22 protein-coding genes are annotated in these 24,243 nt (G+C 71.5%); 11 read left to right on the top strand and 11 right to left on the bottom strand.

Translation table 11 applies throughout. The annotated features are described in order from the left end of the window. Positions 1–29: 29 nt before the first annotated feature. From BJ979_RS09790 to gdhA, 3 genes are all read right to left on the bottom strand, one after another. A complete protein-coding gene (locus BJ979_RS09790; RefSeq protein ID WP_179567448.1) occupies positions 30–1,907 on the bottom strand; it encodes an ABC-F family ATP-binding cassette domain-containing protein in 1,878 nt (625 codons plus the stop codon). A 143-nt stretch (positions 1,908–2,050) separates the two neighbouring features. Then, positions 2,051–3,508, bottom strand: a complete 1,458-nt coding sequence (locus tag BJ979_RS09785; RefSeq protein WP_179567446.1) for an HNH endonuclease signature motif containing protein — start codon at positions 3,506–3,508, stop codon at positions 2,051–2,053. A gap of 232 nt (positions 3,509–3,740) precedes the next feature. Further along, complete coding sequence (gdhA, locus tag BJ979_RS09780) at positions 3,741–5,126, bottom strand: NADP-specific glutamate dehydrogenase (protein ID WP_218853477.1); 1,386 nt, start codon at positions 5,124–5,126, stop codon at positions 3,741–3,743. A gap of 64 nt (positions 5,127–5,190) precedes the next feature. On the opposite strand from gdhA, the gene BJ979_RS09775 reads away from it, so the two are divergent. The 5 genes from BJ979_RS09775 (at position 5,191) to BJ979_RS09755 (ending at position 10,590) form a co-directional block, all read left to right on the top strand. Then, positions 5,191–5,604: an SIP domain-containing protein gene (locus tag BJ979_RS09775; protein WP_179567442.1), complete on the top strand. Its 414-nt coding sequence runs from the start codon at positions 5,191–5,193 to the stop codon at positions 5,602–5,604. Positions 5,605–5,689: 85 nt separating this feature from the next. Continuing rightward, complete coding sequence (locus BJ979_RS09770; RefSeq protein ID WP_179567440.1) at positions 5,690–7,450, top strand: L-aspartate oxidase; 1,761 nt, start codon at positions 5,690–5,692, stop codon at positions 7,448–7,450. Positions 7,451–7,763: 313 nt separating this feature from the next. Continuing rightward, entirely contained in the window at positions 7,764–8,726 is a 963-nt protein-coding gene (locus BJ979_RS09765; RefSeq protein WP_179567438.1) for a MetQ/NlpA family ABC transporter substrate-binding protein, read from the top strand. A 173-nt stretch (positions 8,727–8,899) separates the two neighbouring features. Then, positions 8,900–9,931, top strand: coding sequence for a methionine ABC transporter ATP-binding protein (locus BJ979_RS09760; protein ID WP_179567436.1), 1,032 nt, complete (start codon positions 8,900–8,902; stop codon positions 9,929–9,931). Beyond that, entirely contained in the window at positions 9,931–10,590 is a 660-nt protein-coding gene (locus BJ979_RS09755) for a methionine ABC transporter permease (protein WP_179567434.1), read from the top strand. Before BJ979_RS09760 ends, BJ979_RS09755 begins: the two co-directional genes overlap by 1 nt. A gap of 119 nt (positions 10,591–10,709) precedes the next feature. Here BJ979_RS09755 and BJ979_RS09750 read toward each other — a convergent pair whose 3' ends face one another. The 8 genes from BJ979_RS09750 to rsmI form a co-directional block, all read right to left on the bottom strand. After that, positions 10,710–11,693 carry an NAD-dependent epimerase/dehydratase family protein gene (locus BJ979_RS09750; RefSeq protein ID WP_343046654.1) on the bottom strand — a complete coding sequence of 328 codons (984 nt, stop codon included), beginning with the start codon at positions 11,691–11,693 and terminating at the stop codon, positions 10,710–10,712. A gap of 21 nt (positions 11,694–11,714) precedes the next feature. Continuing rightward, a complete protein-coding gene (locus BJ979_RS09745; RefSeq protein ID WP_179567430.1) occupies positions 11,715–12,647 on the bottom strand; it encodes a 4-(cytidine 5'-diphospho)-2-C-methyl-D-erythritol kinase in 933 nt (310 codons plus the stop codon). 97 nt (positions 12,648–12,744) lie between these two features. Further along, complete coding sequence (locus tag BJ979_RS09740) at positions 12,745–13,416, bottom strand: DUF1294 domain-containing protein (protein ID WP_179567428.1); 672 nt, start codon at positions 13,414–13,416, stop codon at positions 12,745–12,747. A gap of 65 nt (positions 13,417–13,481) precedes the next feature. Beyond that, on the bottom strand, positions 13,482–14,336 hold the full coding sequence (rsmA, locus tag BJ979_RS09735; RefSeq protein WP_179567426.1) for a 16S rRNA (adenine(1518)-N(6)/adenine(1519)-N(6))-dimethyltransferase RsmA: 855 nt from the start codon (positions 14,334–14,336) through the stop codon (positions 13,482–13,484). Continuing rightward, positions 14,333–15,247, bottom strand: coding sequence for a TatD family hydrolase (locus tag BJ979_RS09730; RefSeq protein ID WP_179567424.1), 915 nt, complete (start codon positions 15,245–15,247; stop codon positions 14,333–14,335). The genes rsmA and BJ979_RS09730 overlap by 4 nt, the downstream gene beginning before the upstream one ends. Then, complete coding sequence (gene metG / locus BJ979_RS09725; protein ID WP_179567422.1) at positions 15,244–16,869, bottom strand: methionine--tRNA ligase; 1,626 nt, start codon at positions 16,867–16,869, stop codon at positions 15,244–15,246. The genes BJ979_RS09730 and metG overlap by 4 nt, the downstream gene beginning before the upstream one ends. 62 nt (positions 16,870–16,931) lie before the next feature. Further along, complete coding sequence (locus BJ979_RS09720) at positions 16,932–17,867, bottom strand: NADP-dependent oxidoreductase (RefSeq protein WP_179567420.1); 936 nt, start codon at positions 17,865–17,867, stop codon at positions 16,932–16,934. Between the two features lie 145 nt (positions 17,868–18,012). Beyond that, the gene (rsmI, locus tag BJ979_RS09715; RefSeq protein ID WP_179567418.1) at positions 18,013–18,822 is read right to left on the bottom strand and encodes a 16S rRNA (cytidine(1402)-2'-O)-methyltransferase; all 810 of its coding nucleotides are present in this window, start codon (positions 18,820–18,822) and stop codon (positions 18,013–18,015) included. 52 nt (positions 18,823–18,874) lie between these two features. Between rsmI and BJ979_RS09710 the strand changes: the two genes are divergently transcribed. The 6 genes from BJ979_RS09710 to BJ979_RS09685 all read left to right on the top strand — a co-directional run bounded on the left by BJ979_RS09710 (position 18,875) and on the right by BJ979_RS09685 (position 24,176). Beyond that, positions 18,875–20,602: a dolichyl-phosphate-mannose--protein mannosyltransferase gene (locus BJ979_RS09710; RefSeq protein ID WP_343046653.1), complete on the top strand. Its 1,728-nt coding sequence runs from the start codon at positions 18,875–18,877 to the stop codon at positions 20,600–20,602. Between the two features lie 101 nt (positions 20,603–20,703). Then, a complete protein-coding gene (locus BJ979_RS09705) occupies positions 20,704–22,023 on the top strand; it encodes an O-acetylhomoserine aminocarboxypropyltransferase/cysteine synthase family protein (RefSeq protein WP_179567414.1) in 1,320 nt (439 codons plus the stop codon). Between the two features lie 7 nt (positions 22,024–22,030). Beyond that, positions 22,031–22,612, top strand: coding sequence for a CoA-binding protein (locus BJ979_RS09700; RefSeq protein WP_179567412.1), 582 nt, complete (start codon positions 22,031–22,033; stop codon positions 22,610–22,612). Between the two features lie 81 nt (positions 22,613–22,693). Then, positions 22,694–23,221 (top strand): GNAT family N-acetyltransferase, encoded by a 528-nt coding sequence (locus tag BJ979_RS09695; protein WP_179567410.1) that lies wholly within the window; start codon positions 22,694–22,696, stop codon positions 23,219–23,221. A gap of 138 nt (positions 23,222–23,359) precedes the next feature. After that, positions 23,360–23,602: a DUF6458 family protein gene (locus BJ979_RS09690; RefSeq protein ID WP_179567408.1), complete on the top strand. Its 243-nt coding sequence runs from the start codon at positions 23,360–23,362 to the stop codon at positions 23,600–23,602. A gap of 70 nt (positions 23,603–23,672) precedes the next feature. Further along, positions 23,673–24,176: a GNAT family N-acetyltransferase gene (locus BJ979_RS09685; RefSeq protein WP_179567406.1), complete on the top strand. Its 504-nt coding sequence runs from the start codon at positions 23,673–23,675 to the stop codon at positions 24,174–24,176. The last annotated feature ends 67 nt before the right edge of the window (positions 24,177–24,243 follow it).

Raw genomic sequence — 24,243 nt, 5'->3', positions numbered from 1 at the left:
CCCGCTGGTCGCCTCTGCCGCGGCTGCCGTCAGCCCTCGAGCTGCTCGCTCAGCTCGAGCCAGCGCTCCTCGAGCTCGGCGGCTTCCGACTCGAGGGTCGCGAGCTGCGCCTGCAGCGTGCCGAGTCCTTCGTAGTCGCTCTGGTCGTGCTCGGCGAAGGCGGTGTGCTGGGCGCGCACGAGCTCGTCGACCTTCGCCAGCCGGCGCGTGATCGCCGAGAGCTCCTTCTCGGCGGCGCGGCGCTCGGCACCGGCGAGTGCGGTCGCGGCGACGGCTCCGGCGACGCCGCCCGACGACGGCGAGCCCGGCCCGGAGCCTGCGCCGGTCGCGCCAGAACCCGATCCCGAACTCGATCCGCTCTGCTGGTCGCGGCGGATCTTGAGGTACTCCTCGACGCCGCCCGGCAGGTGCCGCAGGCGTGCGTCGAGCACGGCGAACTGCTGGTCGGTGACGCGCTCGAGCAGGTAGCGGTCGTGCGAGACGACGAGCAGGGTGCCCGGCCAGGAGTCGAGCAGATCCTCCATCGCGGCGAGCATGTCGGTGTCGAGGTCGTTGGTGGGCTCGTCGAGGATGAGCACGTTCGGCTCGTCGAGCAGCACGAGCAGCAGCTGCAGGCGGCGCTTCTGGCCGCCGCTGAGGTCGCGCACGGGTGTCGACAGCTGGGCCGTCGGGAAGCCGAGCCGCTCGAGCAGCTGGCCGGGCGACAGATCCTGGTCGCCGACGCGATACGCCGTGCGATAGCGGCCGATGACCTCGCGCACCTTGTCGCCGCTGATCGCCTCGAGCTCGGCGAGGCGCTGGTCGAGCACGCCGATCTTGACCGTCTTGCCGAATTTCACGCGACCGCTGGTCGGCTGCACGGCACCCGAGACGAGTCCGAGCAGGGTCGACTTGCCGGCGCCGTTGACGCCGAGGATGCCGGTGCGCTCGCCCGGGGCGATGCGCCACTCGATGTCGCGCAGGATGACGCGCTCACCGCCGACGGCGCCGGCCGCCGCGCCGGCGCCGACGGGCACCGGGTAGGTGACGCCGGCATCCAGCAGGTCGACGACGTCCTTGCCCAGTCGGGAGACCGCCATGCGCTGCAGCGACACCGCGTCGCGCACGGGAGGCTCGTTCTCGATGAGCTCGTTGGCCGCGTCGATGCGGAACTTCGGCTTGCTCGTGCGGGCGGGCGCGCCGCGGCGCAGCCAGGCGAGCTCTTTGCGCATGAGGTTCTGGCGCTTCGACTCGATCGCGGCGGCCTGCCGGTCGCGCTCGACGCGCTGCAGCACGTAGGCCGCGTAGCCGCCCTCGAAGGGCTCGATGATGCGGTCGTGCACCTCCCAGGTGCTCGACGACACCTCGTCGAGGAACCACCGGTCGTGGGTGACGACGACGAGGCCGCCCGAGTTGGGCGACCAGCGGCGCTTGAGGTGCTCGGCCAGCCAGGCCACGCCCTCGACGTCGAGGTGGTTGGTGGGCTCGTCGAGCAGCACCAGGTCCCAGTCGCGGCTGAGCAGCGCGGCGAGGGAGACGCGGCGGCGCTGTCCGCCCGAGAGCGAGCCGATCGTGGCATCGAAGTCGAGGTCGCCGAGGAGTCCGGCGAGCACGTCGCGGATGCGCGCATCCCCCGCCCACTCGTGCTCGGCGCGGTCGCCGACGACGGCCTCGCGGATCGTCTGCTGGCTCGGCAGCTCGTCGCTCTGGTCGAGCATGCCGAGGGTGGTGCCGCGTCGCATCGTGACCTGGCCGGAGTCGGGCTCCTGACGCCCGGCGAGGATGCGCAGCAGGCTCGACTTGCCGTCGCCGTTGCGGCCGACGACGCCGATGCGGTCGCCTTCGCCGATGCCGACGGTGACGTCGTCGAAGATCACGCGGGTCGGGTATTCGAGGCGGATGCGCTCAGCGCCGAGGAGATGTGCCATGTCCTCCCCAGGGTAGGGCCGCGGCGGCAGTCGTGCCGCCGCCGCGGCCCGGGCGCGGGGTGGCGGATGCGGCGGCCTCCGCTTCGCGGTCGCGTCGAGCAGGCAGCCGTCAGCCGTCAGCCGTGCACTGCGCGACTGCTCGATCAGAACGGTGCGACGTCGCACTCCCGTTCGTGTCGGTGCGAAGAGACTCCGGAGGCGTCGGGCACCCCTGACATGTCGACTGAAACGTCGAGCGGATCGGGTGGATCGTCGAGATCAGGCGGTCGAATCCGGGAGAGGTGGCGAATCGGGTGCCCGAGCGGCACGAAGGCGACCGCCGGTGCAGGAGCGTCTTCGCGGTAGGTGCGACCGGTCGGGGAGGTCCATTCGAGGATCCCACCGGGGTGTTGTCTCACTCGCCAGGCGGTGAACTGCTTCATCGAGTGATGCCGCTGGCACAGATGGGCGAGGTTGGTCAGCGCGGTGGGGCCGCCGAGGGCGTGGTCGATGGTGTGGTCGAGTTCGCAGCGGATCGCCGCCATCCGGCATCCCGGGAAGCGGCAGTGCAGGTCACGGGCGCGCAGGTGACGGCGCTGCTCGAGCGAGGGCCGGTACCGGTCGACCGCGACCGTCGTGCCATCGACCGGGTCCGTCCGGATGCGCGTCCACGACGGGGCGTCGCCCGCGAGGTAGCGGGCCGTGCCCGCATCGATGGGCGAACGCCCGATCAGGTCGGCGGGGTTCTCGTCGTCGCCGAGGAGCGTCAGCGCGGACACAGTGACCTGCACCTGGGCGCGAATCGCCCCCAGCACGCCAGGCGCATCCCCATTCGTGGTCGGGTCGAGTGCCGGGGAGCCGGCGAGGAGCAGGTCCGCGAAGACGTCAGCGCGGATCTGATCGACCGTCCGCCGATCCGCTTCCCCGGCGACGGCCGAGGAAGTGTCCTGGACCGTATGCGCCATGCGGGTCAGGCGGTCGAGGATGCCGTCGCCGATCACCGTCGGAACGGTCGCGATCACGTCGCACATCCCATCCCTGCCCGGGATCAGACGAACCGCCCGCCCACGGGCGGCGTCCTCGTGGCGTTCGGTGAAGGTGCGCTCGGTGAGCTTCTCCGCGTAGAGCTCCAACCCCGCCCGCACCCGGTTCGGCGTATCCAGGAGGCTGCGTTCGATCGCCTCCCGCTCGAACTCACCCCGACGCTCCACCGGAACCACCCGGCCCGCATCGACGATCACGGACACGTGCCCGCGGGTGATGAACCCGTGCTCCCACGCCGAGAGCGCCGCGGGATAGAACTCGACGATCTCCCGCGCCTCGCCGATGCGGCGCTGGATGGTGCGGTCCGGGGAGCGGAACACTCCGCCGATCTCGGCCGCGATCGACCGGAGCGCCATGTCGTGGGCGCGCACATTCGCGGGTGCTCCGTCCGCTTCGGCTTCGGCGAGCTGCCCGGCGCGGGCGAGCATCCGCACCTCCGCCACCTGCCCCGCCGTCAGGGCCGCGAGCGCGACCTCCGCCTCGCCGACCAACCCGGTCAGCGTCACTGCACCGCCGACGCCACCATCAGCGGCCGGCGCATCGCCGTCGCTTCCCGGTGTCGTCGTGGGCTTCTCCATAACTGCACAGTGACATCCACCACCGACATCCGACGGACCCCCCGCGATACAGAACGGCAGATCAGATGCACATTCCACCGACACTCGCGAAGGCCCGAGATCGAGCCGCCGCCACGCCGACGGCGCCGACAGCGCCGACAGCGCCGATCCAGCGAGAACACGAGACGGGCGGCAGGCGACTCGAAGCCGCTCACCGCCCGTCAGATCACTCTCGGATCACGTCACGCCCGGATCAGATCACCCCGAGCGCGAGCATCGCGTCGGCGACGCGGGTGAAGCCGGCGATGTTCGCGCCGGCCACGTAGTCGCCGGGCGTGCCGTACTCGTCGGCCGTCTCGAGGCAGCGGTCGTGGATCGAGCGCATGATCTCGGCGAGGCGCTGCTCGGTGTGCTCGAAGGTCCACGAGTCGCGCGAGGCGTTCTGCTGCATCTCGAGGGCACTCGTGGCGACCCCGCCCGCGTTGACGGCCTTGCCGGGCGCGAAGGTCACGCCGGCGGCGGTCAGAGCGCGCACGGCCTCGGGGGTCGTGGGCATGTTGGCGCCCTCGGCGACCACCTGCACTCCCCCGCGGATGAGCGCGGCGGCCCCGTCGGCATCCAGCTCGTTCTGGGTGGCGCACGGCAGCGCGATGTCGGCGCGCACGTCCCAGATGGATCCGCCGGTCACGTAGTCGACGCCGCGCGTTGTCGCGTAGGCGCTGAGACGGGCGCGATCGACCTCCTTCACCTGCTTCAGCAGGTCGAGGTCGATCCCGCTCTCGTCGACGACGCAGCCGCCCGAGTCGCTGACGGCGACGACCGTTCCGCCGAGCTGGTGCACCTTCTCGACCGCGTAGATCGCGACGTTGCCCGAGCCGGAGACGACGACGCGCTTGCCGTCGAGCGACTCGCCGCGCGACCGCAGGATCTCGTCGACGAAGAAGACCGTGCCGTAGCCGGTCGCCTCCGTGCGCACGAGCGACCCGCCCCAGGTGACGCCCTTGCCGGTCAGCACGCCCGCCTCCCAGCGGTTGGTGATGCGCTTGTACTGCCCGAAGAGGTAGCCGATCTCACGTCCGCCGACGCCGATGTCGCCGGCCGGAACGTCGGTGTGCTCGCCGATGTGCCGGTGCAGCTCGGTCATGAACGACTGGCAGAACCGCATGATCTCGGCATCCGAGCGGCCCTTGGGGTCGAAGTCGGAGCCGCCCTTGCCGCCGCCGATCGGCAGCCCGGTCAGCGAGTTCTTGAAGATCTGCTCGAAGCCGAGGAACTTCACGATGCCGAGGTAGACGCTCGGGTGCAGCCGCAGGCCGCCCTTGTACGGCCCGAGCGCCGAATTGAACTCGACGCGGAAGCCGCGGTTGAGCTGCACGCGCCCGGCATCGTCGACCCACGGCACCCGGAAGATGATCTGCCGCTCGGGCTCGCACAGACGCCGGATGATCTCGGCGTCGGCGTAGCGGGGGTGCTTCGCCACGACCGGTCCGAGACTCTCGAGCACCTCCCTGACGGCCTGGTGGAACTCGAGCTCACCGGGGTTGCGGCGGACGACCTCGTCGAGAACGGGACTCAGTCGTTCGTGAAGAGCGGGCACGTGGATCTCCCTTCGTCCCGGGTGTCGATGGAGTGTTGACATCCGGGAGGCACTGCTGTTGTGTTTTAGGTAAGCCTCACCTAACCACAAGGATCGCTGCTCGCTCATGCTCGACGACCCCCTCGTCCCCCTGTACACCGCGACCCGCGTGCTCTTCGTCGGCGACAGCGCCGACCTGCCGGCGCTGCGACGCATCCTCGCCGACCTGCCCGGCGACGCCTACGGCCAGGTGTTCATCGAGATCGCGTCGCGCATCCAGATCGAGCCGCTGCTGGTGCCCGACGCCGTGACCGTCAGCTGGCTGCGCCGCGACCTGCGCAGCAGCCGCATCGACGGGCTCGCCCCGCGCGGGGCCCTCGCCGCCCGCGCCCTCACCGCCTGGGCGAGCGAGTGGATGCCCGACGACGTCGACAGCGACGGCGCCGACTTCACGCTCTGGGTCGGCTGCGCCACGAGCCCGCGCGTGGATGCCGCCTTCCGCCGCCTGCACGCGAGCCTGCACGAGCGCGACGCGCACTGATCCGATCCGATCCGCCCCGCCCCGCCCCGCCGCCCGGCCTCCTGCCACCCCGGACGACACCCGACCCGACATCCGGAAAGGCACCATGAACCCCCGCACCACCTCCTCGAACCCGCGACTCGCGGAGCGCCGCCTGTCAACCGCCGTGCTCGTGATCGGCTCCGGCGGCTCGGGACTGCGCGCCGCGATCGAGCTGGCCGAGGCCGGCACGGATGTGCTCGTGCTCGGCAAGCGCCCCAAGAACGACGCGCACACCTCGCTCGCCGCCGGCGGCATCAACGCCGCACTGGGCACGATGGATGCCGAGGACAGCTGGCAGCAGCACGCCGCGGACACGCTCACCGAGAGCTACCTGCTCGCCGATCCGCGCGTGGTGCAGACCGTGACCGAGGGGGCAGCGCACGGCATCGACGACCTGGAGCGCTACGGCATGCCCTTCGCCCGCGAGGACGACGGCCGCATCTCGCAGCGCTTCTTCGGCGCGCACCGCTGGCGCCGCACCGCCTTCGCCGGCGACTACACGGGGCTCGAGATCCAGCGCACCCTCGTGAACCGCGCCGCGCAGCTGCAGATCCCGATCCTCGACAGCGTCTACGTCACGCGCCTCCTCGTGAACGACGAGGGAGCCGTGTTCGGGGCCTACGGCTTCGACCAGGTCGACGGCACCCGGCTGCTCATCCACGCCGACGCCGTGATCCTGGCGGCCGGCGGCCACAACCGTATCTGGCGTCGCACCTCGTCGCGCCGCGACGAGAACACCGGCGACTCGTTCCGACTCGCGGCGCTCGCGGGCGCCCGGCTGCGCGATCCGGAGCTGGTGCAGTTCCACCCGAGCGGCATCCTCGAGCCCGAGAGCGCCGCCGGCACGCTCATCTCCGAGGCGGCGCGGGGCGAGGGCGGCATCCTCACGAACGCCCTCGGCGAGCGCTTCATGCCGCGCTACGACCCCGAGCGTCTCGAGCTGAGCACCCGCGACCGGGTCGCGCTCGCCGCGTACACCGAGATCGCCGAGGGCCGCGGCACCGCGAACGGCGGGGTCTGGCTGGATGTCTCACATCTACCGCGCGAGACGATCATGCGCCGCCTGCCGCGGGTCTACCAGACGATGCTCGAGCTGCAGATGCTCGACATCACGCAGAGCCCCATCGAGATCGCGCCGACCGCGCACTACTCGATGGGCGGCGTCTGGGTCGATCATGCCGACCACCAGACCGACGTTCCCGGGCTCTACGCGATCGGCGAGGCGTCGAGCGGACTGCACGGCGCGAACCGGCTCGGCGGCAACTCGCTCATCGAGCTGCTCGTCTACGGCCGCATCGTCGGGCAGGCGGCCGCCGCGCACTCGGCGGGTCTCGCGTCGCAGAAGCGCAGCGCCGATGCGGTCGCCGAGGCCCGCGGCGAGGTGGATGCGCTGCTCGCCGCCGACGGCGAGCAGAACGTGCGCGCCCTGCAGCGGTCCGTGCGCGACACGATGACCGAGCACGCCGGCGTCGTGCGCGACGAGGCCGGGCTCACGACGGGCCTGGAGAAGATCGACGAGATCGAGGCGCGCATCCCCGACCTGGGCGTGCACCCCGACATCGCCGGGTTCCAGGATCTGGCGCACGCCTTCGACCTGAAGGCCTCCGTGCTCGCCGCCCGCGCGACCCTCGCGACCGCCCGCGAGCGCCGCGAGACCCGCGGCTGCCACAACCGCAGCGACTTCCCCCAGCTCGACCCCGCTCTGCAGGTCAACTTCGTCTGGTCTCTCGACGGCACGATCGAGCGTGAGGCCACCGCACCCATCCCCGCCGAGATCGGCGCGCTCATGACCGAGGTCTCCACGGTCGGAAAGCTCGTCGAGTGACGTGACGGGATGCGCGCGTCGGCACCGGACGGCCGGCGCGCACGAGCGGGGAGCGCGACTGCGGAGGTCGCGCTCCCCGCTTCTTCGTCCCCGCGGCGTCCCGGCGCCGACGACGTCGGCGATCGCACCGCGTCGCGCGACAGGTGCACCACTGTTACGCCGGGTGTCTCGCCGGTTGGCTCCGGGCCCGAAGTCTTGTCACAGTAGGCGCTCCGGCGTCCCCGAGGCCCGGAACCACAGCACCCACCCGCGACGTCGCGCTGGCGTCGTCCGACGGCGCCGCCCCGTCCTGCACAGCAACTCGAGGCCCCACATGTCTGCACCCACCCTGCCCGACCGCCCGAAGCGGAAGACCGGACTCGTCGTCGGCGTCATCGTCGCGATCGTCGCCGTGATCGCGATCGTCGCCGGCATCGTCGTCGCCACGAACGCGAACTCCGGTTCGAAGGATGCCGCCGCCGGCTCGGGCGAGTACGCGGGCAAGACCGTGAACATCGGCGTCGCCGACGCCTCGCAGGCCTACTGGAAGACTTACATCGCCCTCGCGAAGAAGGAGCTCGGCGTCGACGTCAAGCTCACCAACTTCAGCGACTACAGCCAGCCCAACCCGGCGCTGAGCCAGAAGCAGGTCGACCTCAATCAGTTCCAGCACATCCAGTACCTGGCGAACTACAACGTCACCAACGACGACGACCTGCAGCCGATCGGCGCCACGGCCGTGTACCCGCTGCCGCTCTACTCGACGAAGTTCAGCGACGTGAAGGACGTCACCAAGGGCGCGAAGGTCGCGATCCCGAACGACGCCATCAACCAGGCCCGCGGCCTGCTGGTGCTGCAGGACGCCGGGCTGCTGAAGCTCAAGAACGGCGGCAGCGCCTTCTCGTCGACCAAGGACATCGAGTCGGCCGACGTCGAGGTCACCCCGCTCGACGCCTCGCAGACCGCCGGCGCCCTGCAGAGCGGCTCGGTCGACGCCGCGATCGTCAACAAGAACTACGCCACCGACGCGGGTCTCAAGACCGAGAACGCGATCTACCAGGACGACCCCTCGAGCGAGGCGGCCGCGCCGTACGTCAACATCTTCGCCGCGCGCAAGGGCGACGTGAAGAACGACCTCTACCTCAAGCTCGCCGCGCTCTACCACGACAAGACCGTCGAGAAGGGCGTGCAGGAGGCCAACGGCGGCACCGCCGTCTTCCGTGAGACCTCGGCCGCCGACCTGCAGAAGAGCCTCGCCAAGGTCGAGCAGGACGCGCGCGACGCGTCGAGCAAGTAAGACCGGTACGCGAGACTGATCATCGACCGCGTGACGGATGCCGTCGTCCCCGTGAACGGGACGGCGGCATCCGCCGTGTTCGTGACGACGCCCGCCGCGACGACGCCCACCGCGACGTCGCCCCGGGCGACGTCCCCCCTCCCTGCACACCCCGAACACCCCCGGAGCAGCCGATGAGCGCCTTCGTGCGACTCGAGAACGTCAGCCGCCACTACGACACCCCCTCGGGCCGCGTGACTGCGGTCGACGACGTCAGCCTCGAGGTCGAGGAGGGCGAGATCCTCGGCGTGATCGGCTACTCGGGCGCCGGCAAGTCGACGCTCGTGCGGCTCATCAACGCCCTCGAGCTGCCCAGCTCGGGCCGGGTGATCGTCGGCGACGACGAGCTGACCGCTCTGCCGGAGCGGGAGCTGCGCCGGGTGCGCGGCCAGATCGGCATGATCTTCCAGCAGTTCAACCTGTTCCACTCGCGCACCGTGGCGGGCAACGTCGCCTATCCGCTGCGCGTGGCGGGCGTCGGCGCCGCCGAGCGCGACCGCCGCGTCGCCGAGCTGCTCGACTTCGTCGGCCTGCTCGACAAGGCGCACGCCCACCCCGAGCAGCTCTCGGGCGGGCAGAAGCAGCGCGTCGGCATCGCCCGCGCGCTCGCGACGCAGCCGCGACTGCTGCTCGCCGACGAGGCCACGAGCGCTCTCGATCCCGAGACCACGGCGGATGTGCTGGCGCTGCTCAAGCGCGTCAACCAGGAGTTCGGCCTCACCATCGTCGTCATCACTCACGAGATGGAGGCGATCCGCGCGATCGCCGACCGCGTCGCCGTCATGGACTCCGGCCGCGTGGTCGAGCACGGCGACGTCTACGACGTCTTCGCGAACCCGTCGACCGCCGCCGCGTCGCGCTTCGTGCGCACCGTGCTGCACGACCGCCCCTCGGCCTCGACCCTCGAGCGGCTGCGCGCCGCGCATCCCGGCCGGCTGGTCACGATCCCCGTGCAGGACCGCCCCGCCTTCACCACGCTCGTCGCCCGCACCTTCGAGCAGCACCGCGTCGGCGACACGATCGTGTTCGGCGGCATCAGCGAGCTGCAGAACCGCGCCATCGGCGCCCTCACCTACGAGCTCACCGGAGCCGAGTCCGACATCGACGCCGCCCTCGCCGCCCTGGCCGCCGACGGCGTCGTCACGATCACCGAGGACGCCGCCTGATGGATGCCTTCATCGCCAACATCGACGTCTTCTGGAAGGCGATCGGCGAGACCCTCTTCATCGTCTTCGTCTCGCTCGTCGCGAGCGGCATCCTCGGCATCGTGCTCGGGGTCGCGCTGACGGTCACCCGACCCGGCCACCTGCTGGCGAACCGCGTCGTCTTCACGATCATCAACGTCGTCGTCAACATCGTGCGCCCGATCCCGTTCGTGATCTTCATCGCGGCGATCGGCCCGCTGACGATCGGCGTGGTCGGCACGACGATCGGGCCTCAGGCGGCCGCCTTCGCGCTGTCGCTGGCCGCCGCCTTCGCCGTCGCCCGCATCGTGGAGCAGAACCTCGTCGCCGTCGATCACGGCGTGCTCGAGGCGGCACGCTCGATGGGCGCGCACCCGCTGCGCATCATCGTGACCGTGCTGATCCCCGAGGGCCTGGGGCCGCTCATCCTCGGCTTCTCGTTCATCTTCGTCGGCCTCGTCGACATGTCGGCGCAGGCCGGCCTGATCGGCGGCGGCGGCCTCGGCGACTTCGCGATCACGTACGGCTCGCAGCGCTACAACTGGCCGATCGTCTACATCACCGTCGCGGTGATCATCGTGCTCGTGCAGGTCGGCCAGTTCGCCGGCAACGCGCTGGCGCGCAAGGCGCTGCGGCGCTAATAGGTGGCGGCCCGGCCCTACCGCGCCGCCCAGGGCGCGAGTCGATCACGCCGTCGGGTCGCGTAAATGCGGCGTCGCGCGAGTGCGGGTGCGCGCGGGCGCGGGAGAGACGGGGCGGGTCAGGTGATCTGGCGCAGCACCGCCTCCTCGTCGGAGCGGGTGAGACCGGAGCGACGCGGACGATCGACCCCGCGGAGGCGCTCGTCGGCGAGGACGTCGGCCACGGTGTCGTCGATCGGCCGCGTCACGCCGCCCGCCGCCCGGAACGCCCGGGAGCTGCGCTGCGCGAAGCCGACCGCGGCGGCGGGCAGCCACAGCGGGAGCGAGCGAGGCCCCGCCCAGTAGTTCACGTCCTCAGCCAGCAGCGTCTCGTCATCGGCCTCGACGAGCCCCGCTTCCGATCCCGCCGCCTCGGCGGCGCACCGCAGGAGATCCCCCAATGGAACCGGGTCGCCGACGGCGTTCACGATGCCGCTGTGCTCTGACGGCGCGGCCCTGCCGATCCATCGGGCGAGATCGTCCACATCGATGACCTGCGCGAAGCGGCCATCGGTCGTCGGCGCGAGCGCGGGCCCGCTCTCTAGCCGGCTGAATCGTGCCGGCCAGTAGCCGAAGCGGTCGCTCGGGTCGCCGACGCCGACGATGAGTCCGGGACGCACGATCGAGAGTCGATCGCCGAGACGCTCAGCGCTGCGGCGCTCGGCCATCACCTTCGCGTCGGCGTACCGGGTCAGGTCGACAGGCTCCACGAGCGTCGCGGACTCGTCGGCTCCGGGCTCGTCGTCGCGGGCGTACACCGACACGGTGGAGACGAGAGTCCAGTGGGCCGCCCGATCAGCCAGGGCCGCGAGGGCCGGCTCGACCAGGTCCGGTGCCGACGAGAGCTCGATGACCTCATCCCAGTCCGCCCCGAGATCCCCGTCCGCCCCGACGGCGTCGTAGACAGCAGGCTCGCGACGATCGGCGGCGACGAGCCGCGCCCCCGACGGCGCGTCACCCGACTCGCCGCGCGCGAGGCAGGTGACCTCCGCACCGGACTCGAGCAGGCGCGCGACGATCGCGCGGCCGAGCCATCCCGTTCCACCCAGCACGAGCGCTCGCATCCTCATCCCCGTCCGTGCGGCCTACTCGGAGAGGATGCGGGCGCCGTGCACCGGGCCCGAGGCGCGCACGACGTTGAGCCGGGCCGCGCTCAGCGCGACCTGCAGCTCGAGCGCGGAGTCGCGATCGGCGGCGAGGAAGGCCACCGTCGGACCGGATCCGGAGACGATGCCCGCGAGCGCGCCGTTGCTCTCCCCCAGCTCGAGCACGCGGCCGAGCGAGGGCTCGAGGTGCAGCGCGGCGGCCTGCAGGTCGTTGTGCAGCACCTCGGCGAGCATGTGCGGGTCGCCGGCGCGCAGCGCCTGCAGCACGTCGGAGTCGACGCTGGGGCGCGGGTCGGCGGGGCGGATCTCGCCGGCGTGCTGCTCGCGGTGGCGGTCGAGCTCGGCGTAGACGGCCGGCGTCGAGAGACCGAAGTCGGCGAGGGCGAGCACCCACTCGTAGCCGCCCTTCGCGAGGGCGGGCGAGAGCTCATCCCCGCGGCCGGTGCCGATCGCGGTGCCGCCGGTGAGCGCGAAGGGGACGTCGGCGCCGAGCTGGCGTGCCAGCGCGAACAGGTCGTCGCGCGAGATCTCGGTGCCCCAGAGGGCGTCGCAGGCGATCAGCGTCGCGGCGGCGTCGGCGGAGCCGCCGCCCATCCCGCCCGTCACCGGCACGTGCTTGTCGATGTCGATCGCGACGCCGCCGGTGTAGCCGGTGTGCTCGGCCAGCAGCTTCGCGGCCTTCACGGCGATGTTGCTCTCGTCGATGGGAACCCGCCCCAGCTCGACGGTGCCGCTCACGCTGACGCGGAAGTCGTCAGCATGGCGCACCCGCACCTCGTCGCTCAGCGAGAGGGCCTGATAGGCGATCGCGACGTCGTGGTAGCCGTCGTCCTGGATCGCGCCGACACGCAGGAAGACGTTGACCTTTCCCGGCGCCTTGGCCCGTACCACGGGCGACGAGGTCGGGCTCATGCGACAACACTACTTAAGCCCGAGGGCGACTCAGACCATGCGGTCTACGGGCGTTATCCGCCGTCGGAGACCTGCGCGGGAGCAAGGATGCGGCGGCTCAGGCCGGCGTCAGCAGGTGCGACAGCGGGCTCGCCGTGAGGATCGCGAAGACGACGACGTTGATCACGACGCTGACCCAGAACATCGTGCGGAACGCCGCCTTGCGGGTCTTGTGGCGGAACAGCTGCTGCGCGATCACCGCGCCCGGCCAGCCGCCGACGAGCCCGAGCAGGATGAGCGTCGACTCGCGCACCCGCCAGCGGCCCCGCACGGCGCTGATCTTGTCGACCGCGTAGATCACGAAGCAGCCGATGCTCGCGGCGATGTAGAGCGACGGCACCCACGGCGGCAGCCCGAACACGACGCTGACCACGAACACCAGCACGACGAAGGCGACGACGGAGAGGATGGCGAGCACGCCCGCGAAGTCGATGCGCAACCGCAGGCGCTCGCGCGGACCGGAGTGCTCGACGACGCCGCTGTGGCCGCCGGACGCCAGCGGACGCGCCCCGTCGGCGAAGCGCACGAAGGCGGCCCGGCTGCGTCCGTCGGGCATCGGCTCGACGACGAAGCTCAGTTCGTCACCGAGCGCCGGGCGGTGCTCGTCGGCCGGGAACGCCGAGATGTGCACGAAGATGTCGCGACCGGATGCGCGGCTGATGAAGCCGAAGCCGCGGGCGTCATCCCAGGTCGAGAGGCGCCCGGTGACGCGGACCTGCGGAGTTGCCATCGGGTCGATCGTAACCCGCGGCAGGAGACCGACCTGACGGGCGGCTCAGCCTGCGGCGGGGTGGATCAGTCGTCGGACGAGGCGGCGGCGCGGGCGATGCTCAGGAAGTCGGCGACGGTCAGCGCCTCGCCGCGGGCCGTCGGGTCGACGCCGGCCGATTCGAGGACGCCGGTCGCCGCAGCCGAGCTGCCGAGCACCTCGGAGAGCGACTGGCGCAGCATCTTACGGCGCTGGCCGAAGGCCGCATCCACCAGCGCGAAGGTGCGCACGCGCTCCTCCTCGGTGCCGGGCGCCTCACCCACCTCGAAGCCGACGAGGATCGAGTCGACGTTCGGCACCGGCCAGAACACCTGCCGGCTCACCTGCCCCGCCGTGAACCAGCGTCCGTACCAGGCCGCCTTGACCGAGGGCGAGCCGTAGACCTTCGAGCCGGGCTTCGCGGCGAGCCGCTCCCCCACCTCCGACTGCACCATGACGAGTCCGCCACGCAGTGACGGGAAGTGCTCGAGCAGGTGCAGCAGCACTGGCACCGACACGTTGTAGGGCAGATTCGCGACCAGTCGCGCCGGGTCGGCGGGCAGCGTGGTCACGCGCAGCGCATCCTGGGTGACGACGGTCAGGTCGGCGTCGGGAGCGAGCTGCTGGACGGTCAGCGGCAGCTGCGCGGCGAGGCGCTTGTCGATCTCGACGGCGGTGAGCGGCGCGCCGGTCTCGAGGATGCCGAGCGTCAGCGAGCCGAGCCCCGGCCCGACCTCGAGCACCTGCTCGCCGGCCTCGATGCCGGCGGCGCGCACGATGCGGCGCACCGTGTTCGCGTCGTGCACGAAGTTCTGGCCGAGCTTCTTGGTCGGCTGGATGTCGAGCAGCTCGGCGAGGTCGCGGATCTCGGCCGGGCCCAGCAGCTGCACGGCGGCGGTCACGGTCCGGCCGTCCCCTCGGGGTGGGCATCGAACGGTCCGGGCGGGGTCACGACGGGCATGTCGTCCCAGTGGCCGTAGACCAGCTCGGTGTTCGACGAGATCTGCGCCGCCAGCATCGAGGCGTCGGTGCCGAGCTCGGCCGCCATGAAGCGCAGCGTGTGCGGGATCAGGTAGCTGCTGTTCGGTCGGCCGCGGAACGGCGTCGGCGTCAGGTACGGCGCATCCGTCTCGATGAGGATGCGGCTGCGCGGGATCACGGCGAGCGCGTCGCGCAGGTTCTGCGCGTTCTTGAACGTGACGGTGCCGGCGAAGGAGAGATACCAGCCGCGGTCGGCGACGAGCTTCGCGAACTCGGCGTCGCCGCTGAAGCAGTGGAACACCGTGCGCTCGGGGGCGCCGACCCGGTCGAGCGTCTCGACGACCTCGGCGTGGGCGTCGCGGTCGTGGATCTGCAGTGCCAGGTCGTGCTGCTTGGCGAGGGCGATGTGCGCCTCGAAGCTGCGCCGCTGCGCCTCCTGCCCGACCGACGACGGGGTGCGGAAGAAGTCGAGACCGGTCTCGCCGATCGCCCGCACGCGTGGCTGGCCCGCGAGCTCGGCGATGCCGTCGAGGTGCTCGTCGAGCTGCCCTGCCTCGGCCAGCTCGGCGGCGTCGTTCGGGTGCAGCGCGACGGCCGCGAGCACGCGCGGCTCGCGCGCGGCGACCTCCGCGCTCCAGCGCGAGCTCGCCAGGTCGGTGCCGACCTGCACGACGCCGCGCACGCCCACACTCGAGGCGCGATCGAGCTGCTCGAGATAGCCCAGGCCGCCGTCGTCGCCGACCCGCTCGGGGTCGAACGACGGCTCGAGGTGCGTGTGGTTGTCGTAGACCGGCACCACAAGCGCCTCGGGAAGCGGCGGGTAGTCGCTCATGCCGCGGGCGCTCCTCGCGCGGGGCCGCCCGGCGCCGAGGCCGCCTCGACCTCGATGCGCGGGAACAGCGGCGACTCCAGCGGAGTCACCTGCCCGCTGCCGCGCCAGTTCACCGCGTCGCGCACATCCGCATCCTGCACTGCGCCCTCGCCGCCGAGCGTCGCCCACAGCTTCGCGCTCGCCTTCGGCGTGAAGGGCGAGAGCAGCACCGCGAGCGCGCCGACGCCGCGCGCCGAGGTCGCGAGCACCGCATCCAGCCGGCCGGCGTTCGCCTCGTCCTTCGCGAGAGCCCACGGCTCCTGCTCGGTGATGTAGCCGTTGAGCTCGTCGACGAGCTCCCAGATCGCGGCCAGCGCCTCGCCGAGCGCGAGCCGGTCGATCGCCGCGTCGGCGCCCGCGTTGGCGCGCTCGATCGTCGCGAGGATGCCGCGGTCGGCATCCGTCAGCTCGACCGCGTGGATCGCCGGGATGGCGCCGTCGCGGTAGCGGGTGATCATCGCGGTGACGCGGGAGGCCAGGTTGCCGAAGCCGTTCGCGAGCTCGGCCTGGTAGCGGGCCGACAGGTCCTCCCAGCTGAAGGAGCCGTCCTGACCGAAGGTGATCGCGCGCAGGAAGTAGTAGCGGAACGCGTCCGATCCGAAGGTGTCGGTGATCTGGTGCGGCGCGATGCCGGTCAGCTTCGACTTCGACATCTTCTCGCCGCCCACGAGCAGCCAGCCGTGGCCGAAGACGCGCTTCGGCACGGGCAGCCCGGCGGCCATGAGCATGGCCGGCCAGATGACCGCGTGGAAGCGGGCGATGTCCTTGCCGACGAGCTGCACGGCAGGCCAGCGACGCTGGAACTCCGCGTCTTCGGCGCTGCCGGGCTCGGCGCCGTAGCCGATCGCCGAGATGTAGTTGAGCAGCGCATCCACCCACACGTAGATGACGTGCGACTCGTCCCACGGAACCCGGATGCCCCAGTCGAAGCTCGACCGCGAGATGCTCAGGTCGCTCAGGCCCTGGCGCACGAACGACACGATCTCGTTGCGCACGCTCTCGGGCTGGATGAAGTCGGCCTGCTCGTAGAGCGCCAGCAGGCGGTCCTGGAAGGCGCTCATGCGGAAGAAGTAGTTCTTCTCCTTGAGGATCTCGACCGGACGCGAGTGGATGGCGCAGACCAGTTGCCCGGCGAACTCGCCCTCGGTCGCCTCGACCAGCTCGTCCTTCTGCTTGTACTCCTCGCAGCCGACGCAGTAGTAGCCCTCGTACTCGCCCGCGTAGATGTGGCCGTCGTCGTAGAGCTTCTGGATGAAGCGGGTCACCGCGACCTCGTGACGCTCGTCGGTGGTGCGGATGAAGTCGTCGTTGGCGATGTCGACCGTCTCGAGCAGCGGCGTCCACGCCGACTCGACGAGCTTGTCGGTCCACTCCTTCGGCGTGACGCCGTTGGCGCGGGCGGTGCGCAGGATCTTCTCGCCGTGCTCGTCGGTGCCGGTCAGCAGCCAGGTGTCGTCGCCGCCCTGGCGGTGCCATCGAGCGAGGGCGTCGGCGCTGACCTCGGTGTACGCGTGGCCGATGTGCGGCACGTCGTTGACGTAGAAGATCGGCGTCGCGATGTAGAACGGGTCGCGAGCAGGCATGCGGGCCAGTCTAGTGAGCGGGTCGTCGCGTTACCGACGGCGGTGGATGCGGCATCCGCGGCTCAGATGTCGGTCTGGGCGATGCGCAGCACGACCTTGCCGAGGCCGTGCCGGGTGGCCACATCGGCATAGGCCTCGCGCACCAGGTCGAGGGGGTAGCGGCGCCGGATCGGCACGATCAGCTCGCCCGCGGCGATGCGCTCGCCGAGCTCGTGCAGCACCGGACCGACGTCTTTCACGATCGACATGCCGTCGCCGTGCACCCCGGTGCGCTCGACGTTCGCGAAGTCGATGATCGTGTCGATCCGCTCGGGCGCGACCCCCAGGGCGAGCGCGATGTCGATGTTGCCCGAGCCGTAGCAGTCGATGTAGGCGTCGACCCCGTCGGGGGCGAGCGCACGGATGTCCTGCTCCTGCCGCTCGCCGTACTGCACCGGCTCGACGCCGATCTCGCGCAGCGGGTCGAAGTTGGCCTCGCTCGCGGTTCCGATCACCCGGGCGCCTGTCGCCCGCGCGAGCTGCGCCGCCAGGTGGCCCACGCCGCCGGCCGCACCGGCGACGACCACCGTGTCGCCCGACCGCACCCCGACGGAGCGCTGCGTCGCGACCGCTGTGGTGCCGATCACGTAGAGCGCGCCCGCCACATCCCAGTCGAGTCCGGCCGGCTTCGCGACGACGTGGTCGGCCGCGATCACGACCTGCTCGGCGTGCGAGCTGCGCTCGTCGCTGAAGCCGATCACGTGGTCGCCGACGGCGACTCCGGTGACACCGGGGCCGACGATCTCGACGACGCCGGCGAAGTCGCTGCCCTGCCCCGAGGGGAACTCGGTCGGCCAGGTCTTCGCGAAGACCCCCTCGCGGATGTTGATCTCGCCCGGGTTGATGCCGGCGCTGACGACGCTGACGCTCACCTCGCCCGGCCCGGGTGCGCGATCGGCGACCTCACGCACCTCGAGCACCTCGGTGCCGCCGTAGCGATCGAATCGGACTGCCTTCATCGTCGTCCTCCGCATCCGCGCGAGTGTCGCGCTCGGTCGGGATCGACTCTTCCCCGGCCGGCGCGTCCGCGCTCGCCGGACCGGCGCACCCTCAGCCGACTCGGAGCGACGGGGACGGTCGAGGTTCGGTCGGGGCCCGGGCGTCTCAGCGCCGGCGCAGCGCCGCCTCGTAGAGATCGCGGCGCGAGAGGCCCGTCGCGGCGGCGACCTGCGCGGCCGCGTCCTTGAGTCGGATGCCGTCGGCGGCCAGGGCGACCACCTCATCCACCGCGCTCTCCGGGTCGACGGCGACGGGATCCGCTCCCCCGACCACGACGACGATCTCGCCGCGCGCCCCCTCGGCGAAGCGCTCGGCCAGCTCGGCGAGGGTTCCGCGGGCGATCTCCTCGTGCAGCTTCGTCAGCTCGCGGCAGACCGCGGCCGGGCGCTCGGCGCCGAAGGCGGTGGCGAGGTCGGCGAGCGAGGCGCCGAGGCGGTGCGGCGACTCGAAGAAGACGAGCGTGCGCTGCTCGCCCGCGAGCGGCGTCAGTGCGGCCACGCGGCCCTTGCGCGGCAGGAAGCCCTCGAAGGCGAAGCGATCGGTCGGCAGCCCGCTCAGCGCGAGCGCCGTCAGCACCGCCGAAGGCCCCGGCAGCGCCGTCACGGTCACGTCGGCGGCGATCGCGGCCGTCACGATCGCGAAGCCGGGGTCGCTGATCGCCGGCATGCCCGCATCCGTCAGCACCAGCAGGTCGCTCTCGCGGGCGTGCTCGACGAGCTCGGCCGAGCGTTCGACCTCGTTGTGCTCGTGCAGCGCCACGAGCCGCGGCCGGTTGTCGACGCCGAGCGCGCGCATGAGCTGCACGGCCGTGCGCGTGTCCTCGGCGGCGATCGTCTCGGCGTTCTCGAGCGCCTCGACCAGGCGACGGCTCGCGTCGCCGAGGTTGCCGATCGGGGTCGCCGCGAGGATGATCACGCGGCCCATCCTCCCAGGCTCGGCGGCAGGGGGCCGCGGCTACGCTGTCGGGGTGACGGACGCCCGCGACGAGACCGACGCGCGCGCCGCATCCGCCGAAGACGTGCCGACGCCCGCGAGCACGCCGGGCTCCGCGAGCACGCCCGGCGCCGACAGCGCCGACGCCGAGTTCTCCCGCATCGCCCTCGGTTACCCCGACGAGCCGCTGCGCCTGCCGCCGACGCGGAAGCCCGCCGGGCCCGGCACCCGCCTCGACGCCTGGTGGCAGCAGCGCCGCCTCGACCCGCGCTGGCACCGCCTCGCGACCTGGGGCGCGCCCGCGATCGTGCTGCTCGTCGCGATCATCACGCGGCTCGTGAACCTCAGCTCGCCGCACGCGCTCGTCTTCGACGAGACCTACTACGCCAAAGACGCGTGGAGCCAGCTGCACCTCGGTTACGAGGGCAGCTGGACCGACGGCGACGACGCGAAGTTCCTCGCCGGCGACACCGACGTCTACAGCCCGACCGCGAGCTTCGTCGCGCATCCACCGCTCGGCAAGTGGGTGATCGCGCTCGGGATGATGGCCTTCGGCGTGCAGGACGCGCTCGGCTGGCGCATCAGCGTCGCGATCGTCGGCATCCTGCTCGTCGTGCTGACGATGGCGATCGCGCACGGCCTGTTCCGCTCGCGCATCATCACGGCGCTGTCGGGCGGCCTGCTCGCGATCGACGGCAACGCGATCGTGATGAGCCGCGTCGCGCTGCTCGACGTCATCCTCGCCCTGTTCTGCCTGCTCGGCGTGGGCGCGATGCTGCTCGACCGCGCCTGGGCGAAGCGGCGCATCGAGGCCTGGGTCGTGCAGCGCGAACTCGGGCACAAGCCCACCGACTGGGGCAGGCCGATCTGGTGGCGCCCGTGGATGCTCGCCGCGGCCGTCGCGTTCGGCGCGGCAAGCGCGGTCAAATGGAGCGGCATCTGGTTCCTCGCGATCTTCGCGATCCTGTCGATCGTCATGGAGGCGATCGACCGCCGCCGCGCCGGCATCGCGTTCTGGCCGACGAGCGCCGTGCTCGTGCAGGGCCCGGTCAGCTTCTTGCTGCTGGTGCCGCTCGCGGCCGCCGTGCACCTGGCGAGCTGGACCGGCTGGTTCGTCAGCGACGACGGCTACGACCGGCACTGGATCGAGTCGGGCGGCGGCACGGCCTGGACCGGCGGCCTCGCCTGGGTGCCCACCGCGTTCCAGAACTGGTACCACTACCAGGCGTCGATGTACGGCTTCCACGTCGGCGAGAGCACCCCGCACAGCTACCAGGCGAACCCGCTGACCTGGCTCTTCCTGGTGCGGCCGACGAGCATGTACTACCAGGAGTCGGATGGCGGGGCGAGCGCCGCGGCGATCACCGAGATCGCGAATCCGCTGATCTGGTGGGCCTGCACGGCCGCGCTCGTGTTCCTGATCTACCGCTTCATCCGCACCCGCCAGTACGGCGTCGGGGTGCTGCTGGTCGGCATCGCGGCCGGGTATCTGCCCTGGATGGGCTACCTGCAGCGCACGGTGTTCCAGTTCTACACGATCGTCTTCGAGCCCTTCCTCGTGATCGGGCTGGCCGTCGCGCTCGCCCATCTGCTGGGGCGCTGGAACGACCCGCCGAGCCGACGACTGACCGGCCTCGCGACCGTCGGCGGCTTCCTGATCCTCGCGATCGCGCTCAGCATCTACTGGTTCCCGATGTGGATCGGCCTGCCGATGCCGCACGACTTCATCTACTCGCACTACTGGCTGCGCAGCTGGCTGTAGCGCCGTCGCCATCCGTCCTGCCGCCGCGCGCGTCGTCATCGAGCGTCATCTGGATGCGCGCGCGGCGGAAGAGCGTCGGCGCCGCTCGGTAGCCTGGGCGCATGCCCGAGAGCCACGAGACCGACCGCGACTGGGGCTTCCGCACCCGCGCCATCCACGCCGGCAACATCCCCGACCCCGTGACCGGGGCGCGCGCCCTGCCGATCTACCAGTCGAGCGCCTTCGTGTTCGACGACACGGCGGATGCGGCGGCCCGCTTCGCTCTTCAGAAGTACGGCAACATCTACAGCCGCCTCGCGAACCCGACGGTCGCGAGCTTCGAGGAGCGCATCGCCTCGCTCGAGGGCGGCCTCGGCGCCGTCGCCACCGCCTCCGGCCTCAGCGCCGAGTTCATCACCTTCGCCTCGCTGGCCGGGGCCGGCGACCACATCGTCGCCTCCGCGTCGCTCTACGGCGGAACCGTCACGCAGCTCGACGTGACCCTGCGCCGCTTCGGTGTCGAGACCACCTTCGTGAGCTCCTCCGACCCGGCCGACTACGCGGCCGCGATCACCGAGAAGACGAAGCTGATCTTCGTCGAGACGATCGCGAACCCCTCCGGCGAGATCGCCGACCTCGAGGGCCTCGCGGAGGTCGCGCACGCGCACCACCTGCCGCTGATCGTCGACTCGACGATCGCGACCCCCTACCTGAACCGGCCGATCGAGTGGGGCGCCGACGTCGTCATCCACTCGGCCACCAAGTTCCTCGGCGGGCACGGCACGACTCTCGGCGGCGTCGTCGTCGAGTCGGGTCGCTTCCACTGGGCGAACGAGCGCTTCCCGCTCTTCGACCAGCCGGTGCCGAGCTACGGCGGGCTCAACTGGCACGGCAACTTCGGCGAGTACGCCTTCCTCACCCGCCTGCGCGCCGAGCAGCTGCGCGACATCGGCCCCTCGCTCGCGCCGCACTCGGCCTTCCTGCTCGCGCAGGGCGTCGAGACGCTGCCGTTCCGCCTGCAGGCGCACGTCGACAACGCGCGCGCCGTCGCCGAGTGGCTCGAGGCCGACGACCGCGTCGAGTACGTCAACTGGGCGGGCCTCGCCTCGCACCCGCACCACGACCGCGCCGCGAAGTACCTGCCGAAGGGGCCGGGATCGGTGTTCAGCTTCGGCGTCAAGGGCACCGCGACGCAGTCGAGCCGCGCGATCGGGCAGAAGACGATCGAGAGCGTCGAACTCGCCTCGCACCTGGCGAACATCGGCGACGCGAAGACGCTGATCATCCACCCCGGCTCGACCACGCACGCGCAGCTCACCGAGCAGCAGCTGGCCGAGGCCGGCGTCGACGGCGGCCTGATCCGACTCAGCGTCGGCATCGAAGACCCCGACGACATCATCTTCGACCTCGACCAGGCGCTGAGCGCCGCCGTGAAGGGATGATGGGCGCATGACCGACACCGCCTCCTCCGAGCTCCAGACCACGCAGCTCTCGAACGGTCTCACCTGCGAGCTGCCCGCCTCCTCGCCGCTCGCGAAGCTGCTCAAGTCGCAGCGCACCTGGGTGGGCCCGACCGCGAAGGAGCGCCTCGGCATCCTGCGTCGCGCGAAGAGCGTCGCGATCGTCGGCGCCTCGCCGAACCCGGCGCGCTCAAGCTACTTCGTGTCGACCTACCTGCAGCAGTCGAGCGACTACGACCTCTACTTCGTCAACCCGAACGCCGACGAGATCCTCGGCCAGCCGGTCTACAAGTCACTCGCCGATCTGCCCGTCGTGCCCGACATCGTGGACGTGTTCCGCAAGGGCAGCGACATCCCCGCCGTCATCGACGACGTCGTCGCGATCGGCGCGAAGACCATCTGGGTGCAGCTCGGCATCTGGAACGAGGAGGCCGCCTACTACGGCGAGTCGAAGGGCCTCACGGTCGTCATGGACCGCTGCATCAAGGTCGAGCACGCCCGCTTCCACGGCGGACTGCACCTGCTCGGCTTCGACACCGGCCAGATCAGCTCGCGCAAGCAGCTGCGCTGACCCGCATCAGCGACCGACCCTGATCGACGCATTCTGGACGACCACGACGGCGGCACCGCGCCCGGGCTCGCGCTCGAGCGGGTGTCGCCGTCGTCCGTCGTCGAGCTGACCGCATTCCTGCGCGAGGCCGACCTGACGCTCAGCGCGCTCGACGACCCGACGGTGCGGCTCTGGGTCGTGCGGGGCGGAGTGGATGACGTGGTCGGCTCCGCGGGCACGGGCACGGGCACGGGCACGGGCTCGGGCTCGGACTCGGACTCGGGCTCGGGCTCGGCGATCGTCGGCAGCACCGGCTACGAGCTGAGCGCGGATCGACGCCACGCTCTGGTGCGCAGCGTCGCCGTGCATCCGGCAGCTCGGCGCGGCGGGCTCGGCCGGCAGCTCGCGCTCGCGGCCCTCGACGCCGCCGCGGTCGAGGGCGCGACCGACGCCTGGCTGTTCAGCCGTCGTTCGGGGCCGTTCTGGCAGTCGCTCGGATTCCAGCCGGCCGAGCGGGGTGCGCTCGCCGCTGCGCTCCCCGACGCCCACCAGGTGCGGCTGTTCCGCGAGAGCGGCCAGCTCGCCCGGGAGGTCGCGTGGCACCGCCCGCTCCCGACCCCGCGTACCTGAGCGCGCTCACCTCGCATCCACGTCGCCCGAGCGCGACCTGAGCGCCGCCTCCGAGCGTCGGACCCGCCTGCCGGGGCACGCGTACCGTCACAGGCCGACCCCGTGCGCAGTCGCGTGCGGCTGTGAAGGGAGCACCCCATGATCGTCGGCGGAGTCGTCCTGTTCGTGATCGGCGCGATCCTCGCGTTCGCTGTCTCGTTCGCCGTGCCCGGAGTGAGCCTGCCCATCATCGGCGGCATCCTCATGGTCGCCGGAGCCGTGCTGTTCATCATCGGACTCGTCGTCACCCTGCGCGGCCGCGTGACCACCGAGCACCGCTCGGTCGACCCGGCCGGCAACGCGAGCGTGCGCCAGCGCACGACCGACGGCGACCCGCGCTGATGCTCTGATCCGGCTCCGCACGACCGCATCCACCCGCCGGCGGTGTGCGGTCGGCGGGTAGCGTGACCGGATGCTGCCCGAGCCGACCGCACGCCTGCGCTTTCGCGAGATGCACGCCGACGATCTGGATGCGATGGCCGGCCTGCTCGGCGATCCGGACGTGATGCGGCACTACCCGGCGGCGAAGACCCGCGCCGAGGCCGACGACTGGATCGCCTGGAACGAGCGCAACTACGCCGAGCACGGCTTCGGACTCTGGGTCGTCGAGACTCCCGACGGCGTCTTCCTCGGCGACTGCGGCCTGACCTGGCAGGTCGTCGACGACGCGCGCGAACTCGAGGTCGGCTACCACCTGCTGCCGCGTCACCAGGGGCACGGCTATGCGACCGAGGCGGCACTCGCCTGCCGCGCCCTCGCCGAGCGCGAGCACCTGGCCGAACGGCTGGTCGCGATCATCGCGCCCGACAACATCCCCTCGCAGCGCGTCGCGGAGCGGATCAGGCTCCCATTCGACCGGGCGACGGTCTCGCGCTCGGGAACGCCGGTGGTCGTCCACTCGGCGCAGCTGGGCTGAGCCGAACGACCTCGACCGGATCGCTGCCGCGTCCCTCGGCGGGTGGGGTGACCATCGCTCCCGCCCG

It is taken from the genome of Schumannella luteola, assembly GCF_013408685.1.
In the GTDB taxonomy this organism is placed as follows: Bacteria; Actinomycetota; Actinomycetes; order Actinomycetales; family Microbacteriaceae; genus Schumannella; species Schumannella luteola.
The sequence above is the reverse complement of the archived record's forward strand: the minus strand, read 5'-3'. Positions and strand labels throughout refer to the sequence as shown.

Bases quoted from the DNA above. Each gene is read 5' to 3' on its own strand.
- BJ979_RS09790 (WP_179567448.1), bottom strand. From the start codon at position 1,907: ATGGCACATCTCCTCGGCGCTGAGCGCATCCGCCTCGAATACCCGACC.
- BJ979_RS09785 (WP_179567446.1), bottom strand. From the start codon at position 3,508: ATGGAGAAGCCCACGACGACACCGGGAAGCGACGGCGATGCGCCGGCC.
- gdhA (WP_218853477.1), bottom strand. From the start codon at position 5,126: ATGTCAACACTCCATCGACACCCGGGACGAAGGGAGATCCACGTGCCC.
- BJ979_RS09775 (WP_179567442.1), top strand. From the start codon at position 5,191: ATGCTCGACGACCCCCTCGTCCCCCTGTACACCGCGACCCGCGTGCTC.
- BJ979_RS09770 (WP_179567440.1), top strand. From the start codon at position 5,690: ATGAACCCCCGCACCACCTCCTCGAACCCGCGACTCGCGGAGCGCCGC.
- BJ979_RS09765 (WP_179567438.1), top strand. From the start codon at position 7,764: ATGTCTGCACCCACCCTGCCCGACCGCCCGAAGCGGAAGACCGGACTC.
- BJ979_RS09760 (WP_179567436.1), top strand. From the start codon at position 8,900: ATGAGCGCCTTCGTGCGACTCGAGAACGTCAGCCGCCACTACGACACC.
- BJ979_RS09755 (WP_179567434.1), top strand. From the start codon at position 9,931: ATGGATGCCTTCATCGCCAACATCGACGTCTTCTGGAAGGCGATCGGC.
- BJ979_RS09750 (WP_343046654.1), bottom strand. From the start codon at position 11,693: ATGCGAGCGCTCGTGCTGGGTGGAACGGGATGGCTCGGCCGCGCGATC.
- BJ979_RS09745 (WP_179567430.1), bottom strand. From the start codon at position 12,647: ATGAGCCCGACCTCGTCGCCCGTGGTACGGGCCAAGGCGCCGGGAAAG.
- BJ979_RS09740 (WP_179567428.1), bottom strand. From the start codon at position 13,416: ATGGCAACTCCGCAGGTCCGCGTCACCGGGCGCCTCTCGACCTGGGAT.
- BJ979_RS09730 (WP_179567424.1), bottom strand. From the start codon at position 15,247: ATGAGCGACTACCCGCCGCTTCCCGAGGCGCTTGTGGTGCCGGTCTAC.
- metG (WP_179567422.1), bottom strand. From the start codon at position 16,869: ATGCCTGCTCGCGACCCGTTCTACATCGCGACGCCGATCTTCTACGTC.
- BJ979_RS09720 (WP_179567420.1), bottom strand. From the start codon at position 17,867: ATGAAGGCAGTCCGATTCGATCGCTACGGCGGCACCGAGGTGCTCGAG.
- BJ979_RS09705 (WP_179567414.1), top strand. From the start codon at position 20,704: ATGCCCGAGAGCCACGAGACCGACCGCGACTGGGGCTTCCGCACCCGC.
- BJ979_RS09700 (WP_179567412.1), top strand. From the start codon at position 22,031: ATGACCGACACCGCCTCCTCCGAGCTCCAGACCACGCAGCTCTCGAAC.
- BJ979_RS09690 (WP_179567408.1), top strand. From the start codon at position 23,360: ATGATCGTCGGCGGAGTCGTCCTGTTCGTGATCGGCGCGATCCTCGCG.
- BJ979_RS09685 (WP_179567406.1), top strand. From the start codon at position 23,673: ATGCTGCCCGAGCCGACCGCACGCCTGCGCTTTCGCGAGATGCACGCC.